This window comes from Pseudarthrobacter sulfonivorans, assembly GCF_001484605.1.
GTDB classification, from domain to species: domain Bacteria; phylum Actinomycetota; class Actinomycetes; order Actinomycetales; family Micrococcaceae; genus Arthrobacter; species Arthrobacter sulfonivorans_A.
Genome location: NZ_CP013747.1, coordinates 2745824 through 2764125 on the forward strand (window position 1 = coordinate 2745824; position 18302 = coordinate 2764125).

General features: G+C 66.1%; 18 protein-coding genes. 7 read left to right on the forward strand and 11 right to left on the reverse strand.

Features of this window, described 5'->3' with window-relative positions; translation table 11 throughout:
- Positions 1-76: 76 nt before the first annotated feature.
- The gene (locus AU252_RS12360; RefSeq protein ID WP_058930978.1) at positions 77-715 is read right to left on the reverse strand and encodes an SRPBCC family protein; all 639 of its coding nucleotides are present in this window, start codon (positions 713-715) and stop codon (positions 77-79) included.
- A gap of 146 nt (positions 716-861) precedes the next feature.
- Positions 862-996 (reverse strand): hypothetical protein, encoded by a 135-nt coding sequence (locus AU252_RS24795; protein WP_256468737.1) that lies wholly within the window; start codon positions 994-996, stop codon positions 862-864.
- Positions 997-1191: 195 nt separating this feature from the next.
- Between AU252_RS24795 and AU252_RS12365 the strand changes: the two genes are divergently transcribed.
- The gene (locus tag AU252_RS12365) at positions 1192-1803 is read left to right on the forward strand and encodes an NADPH-dependent FMN reductase (RefSeq protein WP_058930979.1); all 612 of its coding nucleotides are present in this window, start codon (positions 1192-1194) and stop codon (positions 1801-1803) included.
- Between the two features lie 24 nt (positions 1804-1827).
- Here AU252_RS12365 and AU252_RS12370 read toward each other — a convergent pair whose 3' ends face one another.
- The 8 genes from AU252_RS12370 to AU252_RS12405 all read right to left on the reverse strand — a co-directional run bounded on the left by AU252_RS12370 (position 1828) and on the right by AU252_RS12405 (position 9852).
- The gene (locus tag AU252_RS12370) at positions 1828-2301 is read right to left on the reverse strand and encodes a sensor histidine kinase (RefSeq protein WP_058930980.1); all 474 of its coding nucleotides are present in this window, start codon (positions 2299-2301) and stop codon (positions 1828-1830) included.
- A 123-nt stretch (positions 2302-2424) separates the two neighbouring features.
- Positions 2425-3894 (reverse strand): aromatic amino acid lyase, encoded by a 1470-nt coding sequence (locus AU252_RS12375; protein WP_058930981.1) that lies wholly within the window; start codon positions 3892-3894, stop codon positions 2425-2427.
- An 85-nt stretch (positions 3895-3979) separates the two neighbouring features.
- Entirely contained in the window at positions 3980-5674 is a 1695-nt protein-coding gene (locus AU252_RS12380) for a urocanate hydratase (RefSeq protein ID WP_058930982.1), read from the reverse strand.
- Positions 5675-5703: 29 nt separating this feature from the next.
- Complete coding sequence (locus AU252_RS12385) at positions 5704-6609, reverse strand: ABC transporter substrate-binding protein (protein ID WP_058930983.1); 906 nt, start codon at positions 6607-6609, stop codon at positions 5704-5706.
- Between the two features lie 93 nt (positions 6610-6702).
- Positions 6703-7419, reverse strand: a complete 717-nt coding sequence (locus tag AU252_RS12390; RefSeq protein WP_205630567.1) for an ABC transporter permease — start codon at positions 7417-7419, stop codon at positions 6703-6705.
- Positions 7416-8066: an ABC transporter permease gene (locus tag AU252_RS12395; RefSeq protein WP_058930984.1), complete on the reverse strand. Its 651-nt coding sequence runs from the start codon at positions 8064-8066 to the stop codon at positions 7416-7418. Before AU252_RS12395 ends, AU252_RS12390 begins: the two co-directional genes overlap by 4 nt.
- A complete protein-coding gene (locus tag AU252_RS12400) occupies positions 8063-9169 on the reverse strand; it encodes an ABC transporter ATP-binding protein (protein WP_058930985.1) in 1107 nt (368 codons plus the stop codon). The genes AU252_RS12395 and AU252_RS12400 overlap by 4 nt, the downstream gene beginning before the upstream one ends.
- Positions 9166-9852 (reverse strand): IclR family transcriptional regulator, encoded by a 687-nt coding sequence (locus tag AU252_RS12405; RefSeq protein ID WP_346425548.1) that lies wholly within the window; start codon positions 9850-9852, stop codon positions 9166-9168. Before AU252_RS12405 ends, AU252_RS12400 begins: the two co-directional genes overlap by 4 nt.
- Before the next feature lie 257 nt (positions 9853-10109).
- Between AU252_RS12405 and AU252_RS12410 the strand changes: the two genes are divergently transcribed.
- Together AU252_RS12410 and AU252_RS12415 are read left to right on the forward strand one after the other, a co-directional pair.
- Entirely contained in the window at positions 10110-11309 is a 1200-nt protein-coding gene (locus tag AU252_RS12410) for an allantoate amidohydrolase (RefSeq protein WP_058930987.1), read from the forward strand.
- The gene (locus AU252_RS12415) at positions 11306-12652 is read left to right on the forward strand and encodes a formimidoylglutamate deiminase (protein WP_058930988.1); all 1347 of its coding nucleotides are present in this window, start codon (positions 11306-11308) and stop codon (positions 12650-12652) included. The genes AU252_RS12410 and AU252_RS12415 overlap by 4 nt, the downstream gene beginning before the upstream one ends.
- Here AU252_RS12415 and AU252_RS12420 read toward each other — a convergent pair.
- On the reverse strand, positions 12561-13514 hold the full coding sequence (locus AU252_RS12420) for an EamA family transporter (RefSeq protein ID WP_083510363.1): 954 nt from the start codon (positions 13512-13514) through the stop codon (positions 12561-12563). The genes AU252_RS12415 and AU252_RS12420 overlap by 92 nt on opposite strands.
- A gap of 85 nt (positions 13515-13599) precedes the next feature.
- On the opposite strand from AU252_RS12420, the gene AU252_RS12425 reads away from it, so the two are divergent.
- From AU252_RS12425 to AU252_RS12440, 4 genes are all read left to right on the forward strand, one after another.
- Positions 13600-14451, forward strand: coding sequence for a LysR family transcriptional regulator (locus AU252_RS12425; RefSeq protein WP_058930989.1), 852 nt, complete (start codon positions 13600-13602; stop codon positions 14449-14451).
- A 130-nt stretch (positions 14452-14581) separates the two neighbouring features.
- Positions 14582-15325, forward strand: coding sequence for a hypothetical protein (locus tag AU252_RS12430; protein ID WP_058930990.1), 744 nt, complete (start codon positions 14582-14584; stop codon positions 15323-15325).
- A 422-nt stretch (positions 15326-15747) separates the two neighbouring features.
- A complete protein-coding gene (locus tag AU252_RS12435; protein WP_058930991.1) occupies positions 15748-17346 on the forward strand; it encodes a PucR family transcriptional regulator in 1599 nt (532 codons plus the stop codon).
- Positions 17343-18275, forward strand: coding sequence for a glutaminase (locus tag AU252_RS12440; RefSeq protein ID WP_058930992.1), 933 nt, complete (start codon positions 17343-17345; stop codon positions 18273-18275). The genes AU252_RS12435 and AU252_RS12440 overlap by 4 nt, the downstream gene beginning before the upstream one ends.
- Positions 18276-18302 lie beyond the last annotated feature (27 nt).

Here is an 18302-nt window from a genome sequence, read left to right on the forward strand (position 1 = left end):
GCCGCGTACTGCTGTTGCAAAGTACGACGGCGGGCGGCACCTTAGGTTCGACTCAGCCAGTCTGCGACTCCGCCAGTCAGCGGTCGCCCAGGCTGCCGCCGAGCGGCGGGAGGGTGCCGTCGTCGTCCGGTTTCTTGACCTTGCGTTGGGCCGCGCTGCGGATCTCGCCCTCTGCCGAGCCGTCCGACTCGCCCTCAAGATCGACCATCCCGCCGGTCTGGTCGAACGGGTGCGTGTACCGGTTGTACGCCGACGGCTCGCCCTCGGGGACGGATTCCCGCCAGGCGCCCGTGGCATGGCCCTCGTGTTCGATGAATTCCTTAAACTTCTTCAGGTCGTGCTCCGCCTGGCGGGCCACGACGTGGAGGAGGTCGCCCACCTTCTCTACCATGCCCTCCGGCTGGTACTCCAGGGTGAGGGAGAGCTCGGTCTTGTTGCCGCCGGCGTCGGAGAATTCCACAACGCCGGAGTTCGTGGCCCCTTCGGTGGACGCCCACTCGATCCTGCGGTCCGGGATCTGCTCCACGATGGTGGCTTCCCACTGACGGCGGATCCCGGCGATATGGGCCACCCACTTCAGGCGGTCGGCACTGAGCTGGGTCACGCTCTCCACGCCACCCATGAACTGCGGAAAATCCTCGAACTGGGTCCACTGGTTGTAGGCGGTGCTGACCGGCACGTCAACCACAATCCGCTTCTCGACTTTGCTGCTCACAACGTCTCCTTTGACTGGAACGGTCTGATGACAAACTGAATACAGTCAGTATGCTTACCTATCGCCGTTGCGGGCAAGGCGTCAGAGGCAGGGCGTCAGTGGCAAGGCTTCAGGGGCGCGTGGGCCAGAGGGGAGGGAGACGGCGGTTAGTCGTCGTCGGTGTCGGCGCCTTCGGCGGGTTCCTGGGAGTGCACTCGAATGTCGGTGGGGTCCGCCAACTCGTCCCCTTCGGCCGGAGCCTCGCTGTGGATGCGCTGCGCCACGACTGGTTTTTCCTTCATCTCAACCGCTCCTATGGTGTGTGGAATGTGCCTCAACCATCATTCAGCGCCTCCCGAAGCGGGGTGTCAAGAACCCTTCCAGAGCTCTGGCGGCGGCACGTGTTCTGTGCTGGACTGGGGGCGCACTGTGCCCGCTTCATCCTGTAAAGCTCTACGGCCAGCCGGCTCTTCCGGCTGTTGGGAAGGAACAATCTCATGGCAACGCAGAAAATTGGATACTTCGTGGGGAGCCTGGCCACCGGCTCCATCAACCGCACACTCGCCAAGGCCCTCATCAAGCTGGCCCCGGCGGACCTTGAATTCACCGAGATCCCTATTAAGGACCTGCCCCTCTACAGCTACGACTACGACGCCGATTTCCCGCCGGCAGGCCGCGCCCTCAAGGAAGCGATCGAGGCCTCGGACGGCATCCTGTTTGTGTCCCCCGAATACAACCGCTCCATTCCGGGAGCGCTCAAGAATGCCATCGACTGGGCGTCGCGGCCCTGGGGCACCAACTCCTTCGCGCGCAAGCCCACCGGGATCATCGGCGCCTCGCCGGGCAGCATCGGCACGGCCGTGATGCAGTCCTCCATGCGGAGTGTGCTGAGCTTCCTGGACGCCCCCCAATTGAACGCCCCGGAAGTGTACATTCACTTCAAGCCCGGCGTCTTTGGCGACGACGGCGAGGTCCGGGATGAGGGCACAGCCAAGTTCCTGCGGCACTACATGGAGGAATACAGCGCGTTCGTCCAGCGGGTACTGGCCGCCAATGCGCCGGGCCACATCGGCGATCCGGAGCCGGATCCGGACAAGCTTTCACGGTAGTCCAGCCTTCCCAAGCCCACAGGCTCAGTCCAGGGGAAGGGTGACCGTCACGGTGGTGCCCTCCCCTGGCTTCGAACAGACGCTGACGGTGCCGCCGGCCTCATGTACTGCCACGGACATCAGCCGCAACCCGTAGCCGTGGTTCTTGCCGCTTAACGCGAGGTGGCAGTCAAAGCCCGTGCCGTCGTCGGACACCACAAGGCGGATGCCGTGGTCAACGGCGGACAACTGGACGGTGAGCTCGGCGGCGTCGGAGTACTTGAAGGCGTTGCTCAGCGCTTCGCGGGCCGATTGGTAGAGGAGGGACGCGCAGTCCGCCGGGATCTCGATGCCCCAGTGCGGAGTATCCCAGCGGACTGCCGTTCCTTGCTGACGGAGGGGGCCGGTCAGCCGGTCAATGCAACCGGCCAGCCCCAAGGTGTGGAAGTCGAGCGGGTGGTGATCAGTGATCAGTCCTCCCACCGCGACGACCTCGTCCAGAGCTGATTCCTTCCCCATGAATCTTCCTGCTTCCCCGCCGTATTCTTGTGGTGATAAATCCAGCGTGGACCGCCAACTGCATGAGTTGCCAAGGGTTGGCTCAAGGTTGGATCAATTTTTCGGGGAAGATTCCGTGTTGTTTTACGGGTGTCGTCCCAAGGCCGGCAGCCGGACGAGTTTCAACGCCATATCGACGTCGGGGCGGAGGTCGCGGTCCTGGCTGGCAGCCGGCAGCGTGAATCCGGTTTCGAGGGTTCTCCTGAGCAGTGGATTGCTGAACTCGGACGTTTTCCGTCCCTGCATCCGCAGTGTCCGCGCTGAACACACCAATTCAACAGCCGTCATGGTCGCCAGCGCCTGGACGGTGGAGTCCAGCCGGGATGCCGCCAGGCTGGCGAAGCTGGCGTCTTCCTCGGCGCCGAGGGACAGGACCACTGTCTGCAGGCTCACGGGCTGGGCGTTGGCGCGGACAAGCCCCGCGGCGGCAGCAGCTACGTATTCCAGCATCATGACGCCGGATTGGCCGGAATCGTCGGCTGCCAGGAACCGGTTGAGACCCGTGAACGCGGGGTCGCAGAGCAGGTCTATCCGGCGGAGGTTGGTGGCGCAGGCCGTACCCAGGGCCAGGTGCAAGGCGTCTATCCGCCTGGCAAGGGTTGTCATCTGGAAAAGGCCGTGATGGGCCACCCCGTTGGTCCCGTCGGTCTCAGAGCCGAAGACCATCGGGTTCTCGTGGCCGGCAACAACAAGCCGGTTCAGGAGCAATTCAAGCGAGGCAAGCTCCTCCGTGACCGCCCCGAGGACCTGCGGCAAAGTGCGCAGACAGTACGGATCCTGGATCCGGGCGGCCACACCGGTCCCAGCCACCAGCCCGTGAAGTGTCGCCGCCATTTCCCCCACGGCAGGCGAATCGGACGCCCGGGCCACCTCAGGGCTGAACGCTTCCGGATTGCCTGACATTGCGGTGAAGGACAGAGCACTCACCAGCGTGAGGTTCTCCACCAGGACGGCAAGTTTCTGATGGCCCAGCACAGCCTGGGCAACGGTGAGCGCGCTGGAACTGATGAATGGCAGGGCGTCCTCCGTGCCCCAGCCGTCCAGCGCTTCGGGGATGATGCCGCCGCCCATGGTTGGCCGCTCGCCCAGGAGTGTGAGTGCGGTCCCGGCCAAAGCCGGCAGGTCGGCCGTCCCGATCCCGCCGAATTCCCGCACCTCCGGCAAAGCATCACGGTTCAACATCTCCACGAGCGCTTCTGCTATGGCCGGGTTGATGCCGGAGGCACCTGCCGACAGCTGGGAGAGCCTGATCACAAGCATCGCCCGCACGGTTTCACGGTCGAGGGCCCGCCCGGCATCCACCGCATGGCTGCGCAGGAGATTCAGCCCATGCAGGTCCATCCCTGTATCCGTTGGATCCAGCGTGACGGAGCGGTTGGCGCCGACCCCGGTGGAACGCCCATAAACGGGCCGGGCTCGGGCGGTTGCCCGCGCCGACCGCTGGGATGCCGCCATCCGTTCAACGGCCGACGGCGCCAGCGTCACCCGGGTGCCCCCGGCAGCCACCTTGGTGATATCGGCCAGACGCAGCCATGTGCCGTCGATTTCAATCATGGACTGATTCTTTCTCTGGGCCGGTGATCGAGCTTGTCAAGATCCAGGTCTCGCTCCCCGCCAGCCCGACCACCGAAGGGGTCGGTTACCGGGTTTCTTGCATGGGGATGCGGACGCCGCGTTCTTTGGCGACGTCGGTGGCGCGGTTGTAGCCGGCGTCGGCGTGGCGGATGACGCCCATGCCGGGGTCGTTGGTGAGGAGGCGTTCGAGTTTCTGCGCGGCGAGGTCGGTGCCGTCGGCGACGGAGACCTGGCCGGCGTGGATGGAGCGGCCGATGCCGACGCCGCCGCCGTGGTGGATCGAGACCCAGGTGGCGCCGGAGGCGGTGTTGAGCAGGGCGTTGAGCAGCGGCCAGTCCGCAATCGCGTCGGAGCCGTCGGCCATGGCCTCGGTCTCCCGGTACGGGGAGGCGACGGAGCCGGAGTCGAGGTGGTCGCGGCCGATCACGATGGGCGCTTTGACCTTGCCGTCCTTGACGAGCTGGTTGAACAGCAGGCCGGCCTTGGCGCGGTCGCCGTAGCCGAGCCAGCAGATCCGGGCCGGCAGGCCTTCGAACTCCACCCGTTCCTGTGCCGCGTCGATCCAGCGGTGCAGGTGCTTGTTCTCGGGGAAGAGTTCCTTGATGGCCTTGTCCGTGACCGCGATGTCCTCCGGGTCTCCGGAGAGCGCGACCCAGCGGAACGGGCCCAGACCCTCGCAGAAGAGCGGGCGGATGTAGGCCGGGACGAAGCCGGGGAATTCGAAGGCGCGGGCGTAGCCGCCCGTGCGGGCCTCGTCGCGGATGGAGTTGCCATAGTCGAAGACCTCGGCGCCGGCGTCCTGGAACTCCACCATGGCCTGGACGTGCTTCGCCATGGAGGCCTGGGCCTTCTTGGTGAAGCCCTCCGGGTCGGCGGCGGCCTCGGTGTGCCATTCCTGGACCGTGATGCCTTCGGGCAGGTAGGACAGCGGGTCGTGGGCGGAGGTCTGGTCCGTGACGATATCGACGGTCAGCTCCCCCGCACGGTGGCGGCGCAGTATCTCGGGGAAAACCTCGGCGGCGTTCCCGACGTAGCCCACGGACCAGCCGCGGCGATCTTCCTTGGCCGCCAGGACCTTCGCGATCGCCGTGTCGAGGTCGGTTTCGACCTCGTCGAGGTAGCGTTTGCCAGCGCGGCGGCGCAGGTGGCTTTCGTCGACGTCGACAATCAGGCAGGCGCCCTCGTTCAGGGTGACCGCGAGCGGCTGGGCACCGCCCATGCCGCCGCACCCGCCCGTGAGGGTCAGGGTCCCTGCGAGGGTGCCGTCCTGGTCCCCGGTGAGTTTGCGGGCGATCGCGGCGAAGGTCTCAAAGGTGCCCTGCAGGATGCCCTGGGTGCCGATGTAGATCCAGGACCCGGCAGTCATCTGGCCGTACATCATCAGGCCCTCGGCCTCGAGCCGGCGGAACTCGGGCCAGTTCGCCCAGTCGCCCACGAGGTTGGAGTTCGCCAGCAGCACCCGCGGCGCCCATTCGTTGGTCCGGAACACACCGACCGGCTTGCCGGACTGGACCAGGAGGGTCTCGTCCTTCTCCATGGTCTCCAGGGTGCGGGTGATCGCATCGAACGCCGCCCAACTGCGGACGGCACGGCCGGTCCCGCCGTAAACCACCAGATCATCCGGGCGCTCGGCGACCTCGGGGTCCAGGTTGTTCATCAGCATCCGCAGCGGGGCTTCGGTCTGCCAGCTCTTGGCGGTGAGCACGGTGCCGCGGGCAGCTTTGACCGGGCGGGCACCGGTAGTGAAATCGGCTTTCAATGTAATTCTCCTAATATCCTGCGGCCGGCCTAGGCCAGGTTCTTGGACTTGAGCCAGTCCTGGGCTATCTGGCCGATGTCCTCGAACTTCGCCACGCGGCCGTTCATCTCGATGAGGTCTTCCGTGGTGAGCGCGGCCGAGACCTTGTCCAGGACCTCCTTGACGGTGGCCGTGGACTTCTTCTCGTTGATGACCGGGACGATGTTCTCGGACAGGAAGAGGTTCTTGTCGTCTTCGAGGGCAACCAGGTTGTTGGCGGCCAGTGCGGGGTCGGTGCTGAAGAGGTCGGCTACCTGTACCTGGCCGGAAAGCAGGGCGTTCAGCGTCAGGGGACCGCCGGCGTCGAGCGCTGAGAATTCCTTGAACTCCAGGTCGTAGACCGACTTGAGGCCGGCCACACCGTTCAGGCGGGTCTTCCACTCCGGCGGGCCGCCCAGGACGAGCTCCTTGGCCACGGGCTGGAGGTCGCTGATGGACTTGAGGTTGTGCTTTTCGGCCGTTTCCTTCTTGACCGCCAGGACGTCCTTGTCCTCGGCTTCGGACGCCGTCAGCATGGTCAGCCCGGAGGGGACCTTGGTGGCCAGTTCCTTGGCGACCTCTTCGGAGGAGACTGCCTTGGTGGCGGAATCAAGGTACTGCAGGAGGGCTCCGCCGTATTCGGGCATGAGATCGATGGAGCCGTCCTTGAGGGCCGGGATGGTGACTTCGCGGCTGCCGATGCTGGGCTTTTCGGTCACCTGGACGCCTTTCGACTTGAGGGCCTCGGCGTAGATCTTGGCGATGAGCTGGCTTTCCGGGAAGTCCGCGGAGCCCACAATGATGCTGTCGCTGGAGCCTGCCTGGGTGTTGGAGTTGCTCATGGGATCCCCGCCGCAGGCGGTCAGGGCAAGGGCGGCAGCAGCCGCGAGGGTGATGCCGGTCAGGTACTTTTTCATGTCAATTCTCTCTGGGGGCTGGCGCAGGGTGTGCAGTGGCCAGGCTGGGGGTTTTCGCCGGACGGCGAGTGGGATGATGCGTGGGGCGGTGATTCAGGGCGTGACGGGGATTTTCACGGTGTCGGCCGCGGCGGCCGAATTGACGGTGCGCCGGGTCAGTCCTGGTGAGACGATCCGGCGCGTGATGAAGGCGAGCACCTGGTCAAAGACCAGGGCCATCAGGGCCACCAGCACGGCGCCGGCAACCATCTGGCTGTAGTCGTTCTGGGCCTTGCCGTCGATCAGCAGGCGGCCGAGGCCACCGAGCGAAATGTAGGCCGCGATGGTCGCCGTCGAGATGATCTGCAGCAATGCGCTGCGGACGCCGGACAGCACCAGCGGGAGCGAGCAGGGGAGCTGAACATCCGTGAGGATCTTCATGGTGCGGAAGCCCATGCCCTTGGCAGCGTCGACGGCGGCCGCATCCACTGCGCGGATGCCGGCATAGGTGTTGGTCAGGATGGGCGGCACCGCGAGCAGCACCAGGACGATGAGGCTCGGCAGGATGTAGCCCATCTTGGACGGGAAGGCCGGCGAGATCAGGAGCACGAGCAGGATCAGCAGTCCCACGCTGGGTAGGGCGCGGAGGGCATTGGCCAGGCCGGCGATCATGAAGACGCCCTTGCCGGTGACACCGATGTAGACGCCGAGCGGAACTGCGATGACGGCCGAGATGGCGAGGGCGATGAGCGAGTAAACGAGGTGCTCGCCGATCAGGTTCGGGATGCCGTCGGCGCCGGTCCAGTGCGCGGGGTCGAACAAGTAGTTCATGATGCCACCACCTTGGGGGTCCACGGTGTCAGCCACCGGTTGAGGAGGATGATCAGGCCGTCAAGGATCATGGCCAGGACCACGCAGAGGATGATGCCGGCGATGATCGGGGTGAAGAACCGCAGCTGGAAGCCTTGGGTGAAGAGGGAACCGAGCTGGGGGATACCCAGCAGCGCGGCCACTGACACCAGGCTGACGTTGGAGACCGCTGCGACGCGGAGACCGGCGCAGATCACCGGCACGCCGACGGGAAGTTCAACTTTGAGGAGGCTCTGGTAGCCGCGGTAGCCCATGGCCTTGGCCGCTTGGGCGGTGTCCTCAGGAACGGAATCCAGGGCATCGGCAACCACTCGGACCAGCAGGGCCACAGTGTAGATGGTCAGCGCGGCCACGATGTTGAGGGGGTCCAGGATCTTGGTGCCCAGCACCAGCGGCAGCAGCACGAACAATGCCAGCGAGGGCACGGTGTACAGCAGGCCCGCGATGCCCACCAAGAGGGGGTAGATCCGGCGGCTGCGGTGTGCCCACCAGCCCAGGGGCAGGGCAATCAGCAGGCCGAGGATCAACGGGGTGACGGCAAGCAGGACGTGCCAGCCGAGCAGGAACACAATATTGTCGAACTGGCGGCCCAGCCATTCAATGTTCATCGCGCCGTCTCCAGGTGCGGTTCGGCTTCGATGGCCTTGACGATGTCGGACGCAGTGACAGTGCCGATGAGCTCACCGGTGTCATTGACGACGACGCCGCGCCGGCTGGGGGAGGACAGTGCTGCGTCAAGCAGCTGGCGCATGGTGCCGGCCGATGTCGCTGACGTGCCGCTGAGGTTCAGATGCTCCCGCTTGAGCTCGCCGACGATCAGCTCGGGCTGTGCCCAGCCAAGCGGCTTCCGTCCGCCGTCGACCACCAGGACCCACGCGCCGGTGGCCCTGGCGTGTGCGTCCGCGGCGGAGTCTCCGAGCTGAACCACAGCCTCTTCGCTCACCGTCACGGTTCCGGCCACATTGGTGAAGCCGAGGGAACGGTAGCCCCGGTCGCGTCCCACGAAGTCGGCCACGAATTCGTCGGCCGGGGAGGTAAGCAGCTCCGACGGTGTGGCCATCTGGGCGAGCTTCCCGCCGACGCGCATCACGGCCACCTGGTCCCCGAGCTTGAGGGCTTCGTCGATGTCGTGGGTGACCATGATGATGGTCTTGCCGATTTCACGCTGCAGGCGGAGGAATTCGTCCTGGAGCTGCGCACGGACCACGGGGTCCACGGCGCTGAAGGGTTCGTCCATAAGCATGAACGCAGGGTCCGATGCCAAGGCGCGGGCCACGCCAACACGCTGCTGCTGGCCGCCCGAGAGCTGCCAGGGGTAGCGCTTGGCGAAGTTCGCCGGAAGGCCAACGCGCTCCATGAGCTCAAGGGCCTTCATGCGGGCTTTCTGCCGGCTCTCGCCCAGGAGCAGCGGCATTGTGGCCACGTTGTCCACGATGGTGCGGTGCGGGAAAAGCCCGGCGTGCTGGATCACGTAGCCGATCCTGCGGCGGAGCAATGCTGCGTCCATCCCGGAGGTGGGCTGGTCATCAAGGTAAATGGTTCCGGCGGTGGGCTCGATGAGGCGGTTGATCATCCGGAGCGAGGTGGTCTTCCCGCAGCCTGACGGGCCCACAAGGATGGTCAGCTTGCCGGTGGGGGCTTCGAGGTCCAGCCCATCCACGGCCACTGTCCCGTCCGGGTAGGTCTTGGTAACACTTTCAAACCTGATCATTTTGTTTCCATGCTTTCCAGGGGCTTTTCATGGTTTTCGGAGGGCGTGGTGAGAATTGTTTTGGCCACCTTCGCCAGGTCCTCGCCGATCTTCGTTGCCTTCAGCTCGTTCAGCCTGTAGCTGGGTGCCACGATGCTCAGGGCGGCCACGGTCCGGCCGCCCATGATGACGGGGGCGGCAACAGCCGTCACGTCATCTTCAACGCCGCTGCGCATGACTGCGAAGCCGCGTTCGGACTCGCCGCCGGTGAGGACTTTGCCTGCGGCCGATCCCTCCAGCGGGATACTTCTGCCGACCCAGCTGGCATGCCGGATCGAGTGGGTTCCTTCAACGATTGCTATGTAGATTCCGGTGTCGCCGGTGCCGGGAATGCTGAGGTAGCAGGACTCCCCGGTTTTTGCGACGAGTCCCTTCATGGCCGGGGTGCAGAGGGATACCAGGGATTCGTGGCCCAGGGCCAGTGCCCCCAGCTGGATGACGCTGGCGCCGGGCCTGAAGTTCCCGCCCGGATCCCGTGATACGAACCCGCTGGCCTCCAGCGTCCGGAGCAGACGCAGGGCCGTGCTGGCGGACAAATCAACCAGCCGGGCCGCGTCGCTGAGGCTGATGGCACCGTCTGTACAGACGGCACTCAGCAGCGCCAGGGCCCGTTCCACCGTCCGGGTTGAAGAATCTGCAGCCACTGGTTGACCCGCTTTCGAGTGGTGTGAATCACTATGTCTTGCCACTAAGTAAAAACCAACTTTCACTCGATGACAATAGATGGCGCCTACTTTTCACTCGTTCTTCACAAAATCCGGGTTGATCACCGCCAGTGCAACAGTCCCGTTTCCGGCGTGTTGCAGGATCGTTAATTGTCACGGGCAGTTGTCCCCAAGCCTTGCCATGGAGTGGAAAGTGGCTTTTACTTGGTGGCAGTTCGTACCAATCGGAGGTTCATGTGGAAACCGTCAACCAACTCCTCGATTCCATCAAGGACGTGGGCCGCGATGCGGTCCGCGGAGGCTATTCCCGGGCCGTCTACTCGACGGCGGAACTCGACCTGAGGTCCTGGTTCATCGAGCAGGCAACGCAGCGTGGCCTGGACGTCGAGACCGACCGGAACGGCATCATCTGGGCGTGGTGGGGCAAGCCCCAGGATGGTGCCCTGGTGACCGGCAGCCACCTCGACTCCGTCCCCGGCGGCGGGGCCTTCGACGGTCCCCTGGGGGTCGCGTCCGCGCTGGCCGCCGTCGATCTCCTCAAGGCCCGGGGCGTCCAGCCGCGCCGCTCCCTGGCCATTACCGCCTTCCCGGAAGAGGAGGGTTCCCGCTTTGGAGTTGCCTGCCTCGGATCCCGACTCCTGACCGGAGCCATCGACGTCGACAAAGCGCGGAACCTGCGCGACGGCGACGGTAACACCTTCGCCGACGTCGCCCGCGCCAATGGCCTGGACCCGCGCCACATCGGGCCGGATCCGCAGGCGCTGGCACGGATCGGTGACTTCGTTGAACTGCATGTGGAGCAGGGCAAGGGCCTCGGCGCGGGCGGCCCGGCCATCGCCGTCGGCAGTTCCATCCTGGGCCACGGGCGCTGGAAGCTGAGCATCAGCGGCCAGGGCAACCACGCCGGGACCACCTTGATGGCGGACCGGGCGGATCCGATGGTGGCGGCCGCCCAGATCATCGTGGCCATCCGGCAGGCCGCCGCCCGCCAGCCCGATGCGCGCGCCACGGTGGGGCGCCTTATCCCGGTGCCGGGCGGCACCAACGTCATCGCCTCCCGGGTGGATATGTGGCTGGATGCGCGCCACCCGGAGGACGCCGTCACGGCCCGGCTGATCGAAGCCATCCATGGGAGGGCCCAGCGGGTGTCAGCGGAGGAAGGCTGCACCGTGACCCTGACCGAGGAATCCTACAGCGGGACAGTGCATTTTGATCCGGACCTGACCCGAAGCATCAGCGGGATGCTGCCGGACGCGCCGCTGCTGGCCACCGGGGCGGGTCATGACGCCGGTGTGCTGGCCGGGTTTGTGCCGTCCGCCATGCTGTTCGTCCGGAACCCCAGCGGAATTTCGCACTCGCCGGAGGAGCACGTCACGGACGAGGACGCCGGCGCGGGCGCTGCGGCCCTCGCGGACGTCCTGGCAGGCCTGCTGTGAAGCGGTACTGGTGCGAGCAGGGAATGGTCGACGGCGGTGCCGGTCCCACAGTTGCCGAACGGGTGGAGATCGAGGCCGAGGACGGCCGGATCACCCGCATCTCCCCGTCTGTAGACGCCTCGCCCGGCGCGCATCTCCTGCCCGGCGTTGTTTTCCCCGCCGCGGCCAACGCCCACTCGCACGCGTTCCACCGGATCCTGCGCGGCCGCACGCACCACAACCGCGGCGACTTCTGGGTCTGGCGGGAGCACATGTACCGCAGTGCAGCCGAGCTCACGCCCGAAGCCTACGAGCAGCTTGCTACCGCGGTTTTTGTCGAAATGGTGGTGGCCGGCTTCAGTAGCGTGGCCGAGTTCCATTACGTTCACCACCAGCCCCGCGGGAAACCGTACGCGGAACCGCATGCCATGGAGCTTGCCCTGGCGAGGGCTGCTGCTGCCGCCGGCATCCGGCTGACGCTCCTGGACACGCTGTACCTGGCCGGCGGCATTGGCATGCCGCTGAGCCAGGAACAGGCACGGTTCGGGGACCGGGACGTGCATGCTTGGCTTGACCGGCTGGCTTCCCTTCGGACCCACATCGCGGGGACCTTCCCACCGGGCATGGTCAGTGTGGGGGCGGCGCTGCACTCCGTCCGCGGGGTACCGGAGGCGGACCTGGCCGTGGTGGCCGAACAGCTGCCGCACGACCTGCCGCTTCATATCCACCTGAGCGAGCAGCCCGCCGAGAACGCGGCGTGCCTGGCAGCGCACGGGCTGACGCCCACAGGACTCCTGGCCCGGCACGGCCTCCTCAGCCGGCGCCTGTCTGCAGTCCACTGCACGCACCTGACGGCTGAAGACATCGCCTTGCTCGGAAACGCCGGGGCAACAGCGGTCATCTGTCCCACCACCGAGGCGGACCTGGCCGACGGCATCGGGCCCGCCCGGGCGCTGTCCGACGCCGGCGCCTCCATCGCGCTGGGGACTGACCAGCATGCCGTGATCGACCCCTGGATCGAGATGCGGGCCCTGGAGTACGGGGAGCGCCTTGGCTCTGGGGAACGCGGCCGGTTCTCGCCGGAGGAGCTGCTCCACGCCGCCACGGAGGGGGCAGTCCGCTCCATGGCCACGCCGGTGGCGCCGGAGGCCTTGCGCGTTGGTGCTGTCTGCGATCTGGTGGCTGTGGCCGCAGGCTCGGCACGGACCGCGGGATCGAAACCGCAGCAGCTCCCGTTGAGCGCCACCGCCGCCGACGTCACGTCGGTGGTCATCAACGGGGAGTTGGTGGCGTCCGACGGCGTGCATCACCGCCTGGGAGCGGCGGGGAACCTGCTGACGGCGGCCCTGAAGAACTTCTCCTGACCGAGACTGGCGGGCGCCGCCCGGCCCCGGCGGTGAGGGCCGCATTAGCCACAGCGATCAGGAAAATGCCGGCCCACTGCACAATGCCCAGGGCTTCACCAAGCGCCAGCGCCCCCACCAAAGCCGCAAAGACGGGGTTGATGCTCATCAGAACCCCGAACAGGCTGGTGGGGATGCGGCGCAGGGTGATCACGTCCGCGACGTACGGGACCACGGACGCCAGTACGCCGGCGCCTGCTGCGCAGAGGACGGTGAACGCGTCCGGCTGGTGGTTGAGGAACGTCACCAGCCCCACGGGGAGGAAGAGTGCGGCCGACACTCCGGTTGCGGCCGCCGTCCCCTGGATGCCCGGGATCCGCTTGCCCACGGTCCTGTTCAGGAGAATGTAGGCGGCCCAGCTGCACGCGGCGACCAGTCCCAGGCCGATGCCCACGTAGTCCGTGGACGCCTCCGGCTGCGTGATGGCCACAACTCCGGCCGCGGCAAGGAGGGCGCAGGCGGCGCTCACCTTGGTCCGTGAACCGATCAGGGCGAGGGCCAGGGGGCCCAGGAATTCGAGCGTGACCGCGAGGCCCAGCCCGATGCGCTCCACGGCCGCGTACAGGGAGAGGTTCATCGTCCCGAACACCAGCGCCAGCAGAAGAACGGGCCACCACTGGTGGCGGGTGAAGGAGAAGATGCGTGGCCGGACAAGTGGCAGCAGCACCGCCGCGGCAATGAGCTGCCGCGCTGCGACCACGCCAACCGGGCCTATTGCGGGGAAGGCCAGTGAACCGCTGGCAGCACCCAGCTGGTTGGAGAGCGCGCTCGCCACCAGAATGGCGCCAGCCCGGCCTCGGCCGGCAGTTAATGTGTTGTCCATCCTTGGAGTGTGGGGCCGCAGCGGGTTCCTCCAAAATGCATAGACGGGCGCTCTTATGCGCCCAGCGTATGAATAGAATGAGCTTATGGACATGGAGCTGCGGCACCTGCGTTGCCTCGTTGGGGTGGCCGAAGCAGGCACGTTCACTGACGCCGCCATTGAGCTGGGCATGTCGCAGGCGGCGGTGTCGCGCAACATCGCTGCACTGGAGCGCGCCTTGGGGGTTCGCCTGATGCACCGAACCACCAGGAGCATTGAGTTCACGGCCGCCGGCGACCGGACGGTCCGGCATGCCCGCCGTGTTCTCTCGATTCTGGAGGCCATCCAGCAGGAGGCGGCCGACGGCGGCGGCACAGTCCGGATCGGCTACGCCTGGTCCGCGCTGGGCCGGCACACCACGGAATTCCAGCGCAGGTGGGCTGACGCGTTTCCCAACACGGAGCTGTACCTCATCCGGACCAACACCCCGACGGCGGGACTGGCGGAAGGAACCAGCGACTTCGCCATCCTGCGGCGGGTCCCCGACACGGCGGCCATCAGCCTTGTCCTTATCGGGCTGGAGAGCCGCTTCTGCGCCATGGCAGCGGATGACGCCCTTGCCGGCAAGCGAAGCATCACCCTTGCAGAAGCCGCGGCCAAACCGATTGCCCTGGACCGGCGCACCGGAAGTACTCGCCTGGACCTGTGGCCGGAAGGCCAGCAGCCGCAGCGCACTATCGCCACGGACGACGTCGACGATTGGCTGACGGTGATCGGCAGCGGCAAGGCGCGGGGCATCACTGCGGAATCAACGGCGCACCAGTACCGGCGCAAGGGTGTTGTGTACCGGCACGTGCGTGATGCCGCCCCGGTTCCCGTTTATGTCGCCTGGTCCAAGTCCGACCCGCCTGCGGGGACGCAGGGCGTCGTCGAACTGCTCGCGGCCCTCTATTCCTGAGCCGGGCATTTTTGCGGGATCCGTTCGTTATCCCCGCAACGGTTCGGTGCCAATCGCGCCGCCGCGGGATCCTTATGCGCCCGCCAGCTCCACAATTTAAGGACCAAACTCGGACCCAAAGGAGGGTGTGATGCGCAGTCCCGCCGTATCAGGCGCGGTAATTCCCACAGCTATTCTGATGGCGCTGCTGCTGGCGGGGTGCGGCCCGCAGCCGGGCCCGACGGCAAGTCCCAGCCCCACCGTCACGTCCGCGGCCACCGGAACCACCACTGCCGTGCCGACGGCGACAGTCTCGCCGAGCGCCACCGGCACCGCGCCGGCGTCGGCCGCTTGGACCAGCTACACCACGGCGGACGGCCAACTGACGTTCGAACACCCGGCCGCGTGGAGCGTCCGGGACCCGGCCGGCGAACTGCCGGAGGGCGGCGGTGCCTTCGCCGAGGTGACCAACCAGGCGGGCAAGCCGCTGGCGACACTCCGGACCAACATGGCCACCGGGTCCACGTGCCTGGAGCGGTTCCCGTACGAGGTGCTGGAGTCTGAAGAATTGCCGCTGCTGGTGCAGGGCGGCGCGGCGCCCTGGTTTGTTTTTGAGACCCGCGGCAACGATGCTGCGCCGGGTCCGGCCAACACGCCGGCCGCGGCCTACGGCATCGCGTGGGCGGCGCCCACGGGCGACTCGGCCTGCGCCATCTTCCACTTCTTCACGTGGCCGCCCACCGCTGCCATGTTCGGCGCGTTCTACAACCCCGGGAACAACGTGACGCCGGGGGCCGAGTCTCTGCCGTACCTGGAGCAGGCCAAGAAGTACGCGGCGACCCCGGAGTACCAGGACATCAAGCGGATGATCACCTCGTTGCGGCCAGCGAGTTAGCGTCTGAGGGTTGGGCTGCCAGGGGCTAGAGGCGGGCTGGCTCAAGGTTCACACAAGATTTGTGCGAGCCGGCCATTTTCGACCTATGCGCCCGCAAGGATTCGGTAGATTGATCTCGGTTTCGGTCCCCCCGCCGAAGCCCCGGAAGCCCCCGCGCTCGAGTCCAACTCGCGTGGGGGCTTCCAACCAAAGTGCAGGGCCCGGTGGTTGGAGGTGCAGCTAAAGGCTGGTCATCCGTTCCTCGGCTTCGTTGTAAAGGCCGGCCCTAGGCCATACAGGGCCATGAACCGTAGAAACTTGGTCCGCTAACCGAAAAGCTGCCACTGCATTTGGGTTCCTTTCCATATTTTGGGGGAGCCTGCCTCGATAGCATGAGGTGACCGGACAGAGTCGTCCGGCCAGATCGACGCAGAAGGAAGCCCATGGCCGCGGTTACGGTGGACGATATTCTCTCGGACCTCCCTCTGGGTTTCGCCAGCCTCATCCTCCGGCCTGCTCCGGCCGGCTCTGTGATCGAACGGTTCCTGATAGTGGATGCGGATGATGAAACGTCCGACGGCGGCGCGGCCTTTGTCCTGCTGATCGGCGTCCGCGGCCGCTCGGCTTTGCCCGCGCTGCGGCGGCTCCTGAAGAACCCTCCGCCGGTGGTCGCCGTCAAGGGAAGGCGTGAAGAGCTCGCCGAGGCTGAAGAGCTGCTCCGCGATGCCGGCACGGGCCTGCTCCTGGTGGATCCGGGGGCTGACTGGGACCGGCTGCTGTCCATCGCCAAGGACCGCATCCAGCCACGCAGCTACCAGAGCGAAGTGCTGACGCTGCTGGAAGAGGACCTGTTTGCCATCGCCCAGACCACCGCCAGGCTCACATCCAGCCACGTGGTCATCGAAGACGCCGCCAACAAGGTCCTGGCATACTCCACTGTTTCGAACGACATCGACGAGCTGCGCAAGGCCTCCATCCTGGCCCGGCGCGGTCCGCGTAAATACGAGCTGCTGCTGAAGGACCTGGGCGCCTACCGTGAACTGCACAGGACCCGGCTGCCGGTGCGGGTACCGGCCCGGCCCCAGGACGGGCTGCGGGAACGGGTGGCCGTCACTCTGTTCGCCGGGGACCGGATCATGGGCTACATCTGGCTGCAGGAAACGGGGGCGGGCTTCGGCACGGACGTTGATCACGTGCTCACCGGATCTGCTGCACGGGCCTCCGCCGAGCTGATCCGTTTCCGCAACCAGCAGTCCGTACACATGCGCGAAGACCGCATTGCCCGGATTTTGTCAGGTCCGGCGGAAGCCGCGGCCAGTGCACACAGCGAGAAGATCTCCGCTGAGCGCCCGGCCGCATTGATCCTGATAGGAATGTCCGATGCCGATGCTCAGGCCGACGACGCAGCACTGAAGCACGGCGAACTCGCCAATCTGGCGTCCATCCACGCCGCCGCCTACAAGGCGTCCGCCGTCGTGGGCCAGTTCAAGGGCGACACCGCCGTGATTGTCCCTGGCCTGCAGTCAACCGTCGCGGAGCCCGGGCTGCGGAGCCTGGCCGAATCCATCGTCCGTGATGCCGGCAAGCACCTCGGCATCAGCCCGTTCGCAGCCGTCGGTCCGGTAGTCCCGGACCTGCTGTCCATCCACTCAACCACCCGTATCACCGAGGCCCTGTTGAGTTGCGTAGGCACGTCTCCGGATACGGCCGTTGCCACCGTGGACGACTTCGAGGGAGAGGTCCTCTTCCGCGAGGCAGTCCAGAATTTCACGTCCTCCACATTCCGCCACCGCAGTCTTTCCGCCCTGCTGCGGCAGGACGCCGAACTTGCGGAAACCCTGCACGCGTACTTCGAAGCCTCGCTCGATGTCGCCGAGTGCGCCAGCAGGATGGGGCTGCACAAGAACACCGTCTACTACCGGATCAGCAAGGCATCCCGGGCGACTGGGCTGAACTTCGGCAACCCGCGGGACTCCCTGGTGGCCCTGCTCCACATCCAGGAATGGGCCGGCACACCTAAAGAACAACTGGGCAGGAAATGACCACAGCACTCAAAGCACCGCCGTTGGACCCAATACTGGACGACATCGTTCGCAGCCACAGGCCACAGCAGGAAACCGGTTCTGTCCCGGCCAACATCCCCCTCCTGGCAGCGGTACCTTTCGACAGGTTCGGGATCGCCGTCGCCACCACTTCCGGTGAGGTGTTCAGTTCCGGCGATGCCGACGTCCCGTTTTCCATCCAGAGCATCTCCAAGGTGTTCACGCTCGCAATGGCGCTTCGAGGCGACAGCTCAGGGATACTGTGGTCCCGCGTGCTGCGCGAACCGTCCGGCACCTCGTTTAACTCCCTGGTTCAGCTGGAACTGGAGCACGGCATCCCGCGGAACCCTTTCATCAACGCCGGCGCCCTGGTGGTCACCGATCACCTGATGGAAGAAACGTCCGACGCCGCCGCCCAGGTGTTGCGGTTCCTCACCGCCCAGGCGGCCAGCACTGGGCCATTCATCGATGAGGCCGCCGCAGCCAGCGAGCTCGCCAGCAGCAGCCGCAATCGGGCCCTGGCGCACTTCCTGAAGGGCTTCGGCAACCTGAAGCAGCCCGCGGAATCAGTGGTGCAAAACTACGTCCGCCAATGCTCCATCATGATGACCTGCGTGGAACTCGCCAAAGCGGGACTCTTCCTCGCCCGGGACGGCCACGGATCGCTCGGAACCGTGGTGTCCCCCAGCGACGCGAAACGCATCGGCTCCATCATGCTGACGTGCGGGATGTATGACGCCGCTGGCGAGTTCGCCTACCGCGTGGGCCTTCCCGGAAAAAGCGGTGTGGGCGGCGGGATCCTGGTCATTGTTCCAGGTGTTTGTGCCATTTGCGTCTGGAGCCCGCGGCTGGACGCCAAAGGAAACTCCCTGGCCGGCACCGCCGCTCTCGCCGACCTTTCCGACCGCACCGGCTGGTCCGTTTTCTAAACCCCCAGGTTGCACACCCCCACAACT

Bases quoted from the DNA above. Each gene is read 5' to 3' on its own strand.
- AU252_RS12390 (WP_205630567.1), bottom strand. From the start codon at position 7,419: ATGAACTACTTGTTCGACCCCGCGCACTGGACCGGCGCCGACGGCATC.
- AU252_RS12375 (WP_058930981.1), bottom strand. From the start codon at position 3,894: ATGATTGAAATCGACGGCACATGGCTGCGTCTGGCCGATATCACCAAG.
- AU252_RS24795 (WP_256468737.1), bottom strand. From the start codon at position 996: ATGAAGGAAAAACCAGTCGTGGCGCAGCGCATCCACAGCGAGGCTCCG.
- AU252_RS12435 (WP_058930991.1), top strand. From the start codon at position 15,748: ATGGCCGCGGTTACGGTGGACGATATTCTCTCGGACCTCCCTCTGGGT.
- AU252_RS12420 (WP_083510363.1), bottom strand. From the start codon at position 13,514: ATGGACAACACATTAACTGCCGGCCGAGGCCGGGCTGGCGCCATTCTG.
- AU252_RS12425 (WP_058930989.1), top strand. From the start codon at position 13,600: ATGGACATGGAGCTGCGGCACCTGCGTTGCCTCGTTGGGGTGGCCGAA.
- AU252_RS12440 (WP_058930992.1), top strand. From the start codon at position 17,343: ATGACCACAGCACTCAAAGCACCGCCGTTGGACCCAATACTGGACGAC.
- AU252_RS12365 (WP_058930979.1), top strand. From the start codon at position 1,192: ATGGCAACGCAGAAAATTGGATACTTCGTGGGGAGCCTGGCCACCGGC.
- AU252_RS12370 (WP_058930980.1), bottom strand. From the start codon at position 2,301: ATGGGGAAGGAATCAGCTCTGGACGAGGTCGTCGCGGTGGGAGGACTG.
- AU252_RS12395 (WP_058930984.1), bottom strand. From the start codon at position 8,066: ATGAACATTGAATGGCTGGGCCGCCAGTTCGACAATATTGTGTTCCTG.
- AU252_RS12430 (WP_058930990.1), top strand. From the start codon at position 14,582: ATGCGCAGTCCCGCCGTATCAGGCGCGGTAATTCCCACAGCTATTCTG.
- AU252_RS12400 (WP_058930985.1), bottom strand. From the start codon at position 9,169: ATGATCAGGTTTGAAAGTGTTACCAAGACCTACCCGGACGGGACAGTG.
- AU252_RS12385 (WP_058930983.1), bottom strand. From the start codon at position 6,609: ATGAAAAAGTACCTGACCGGCATCACCCTCGCGGCTGCTGCCGCCCTT.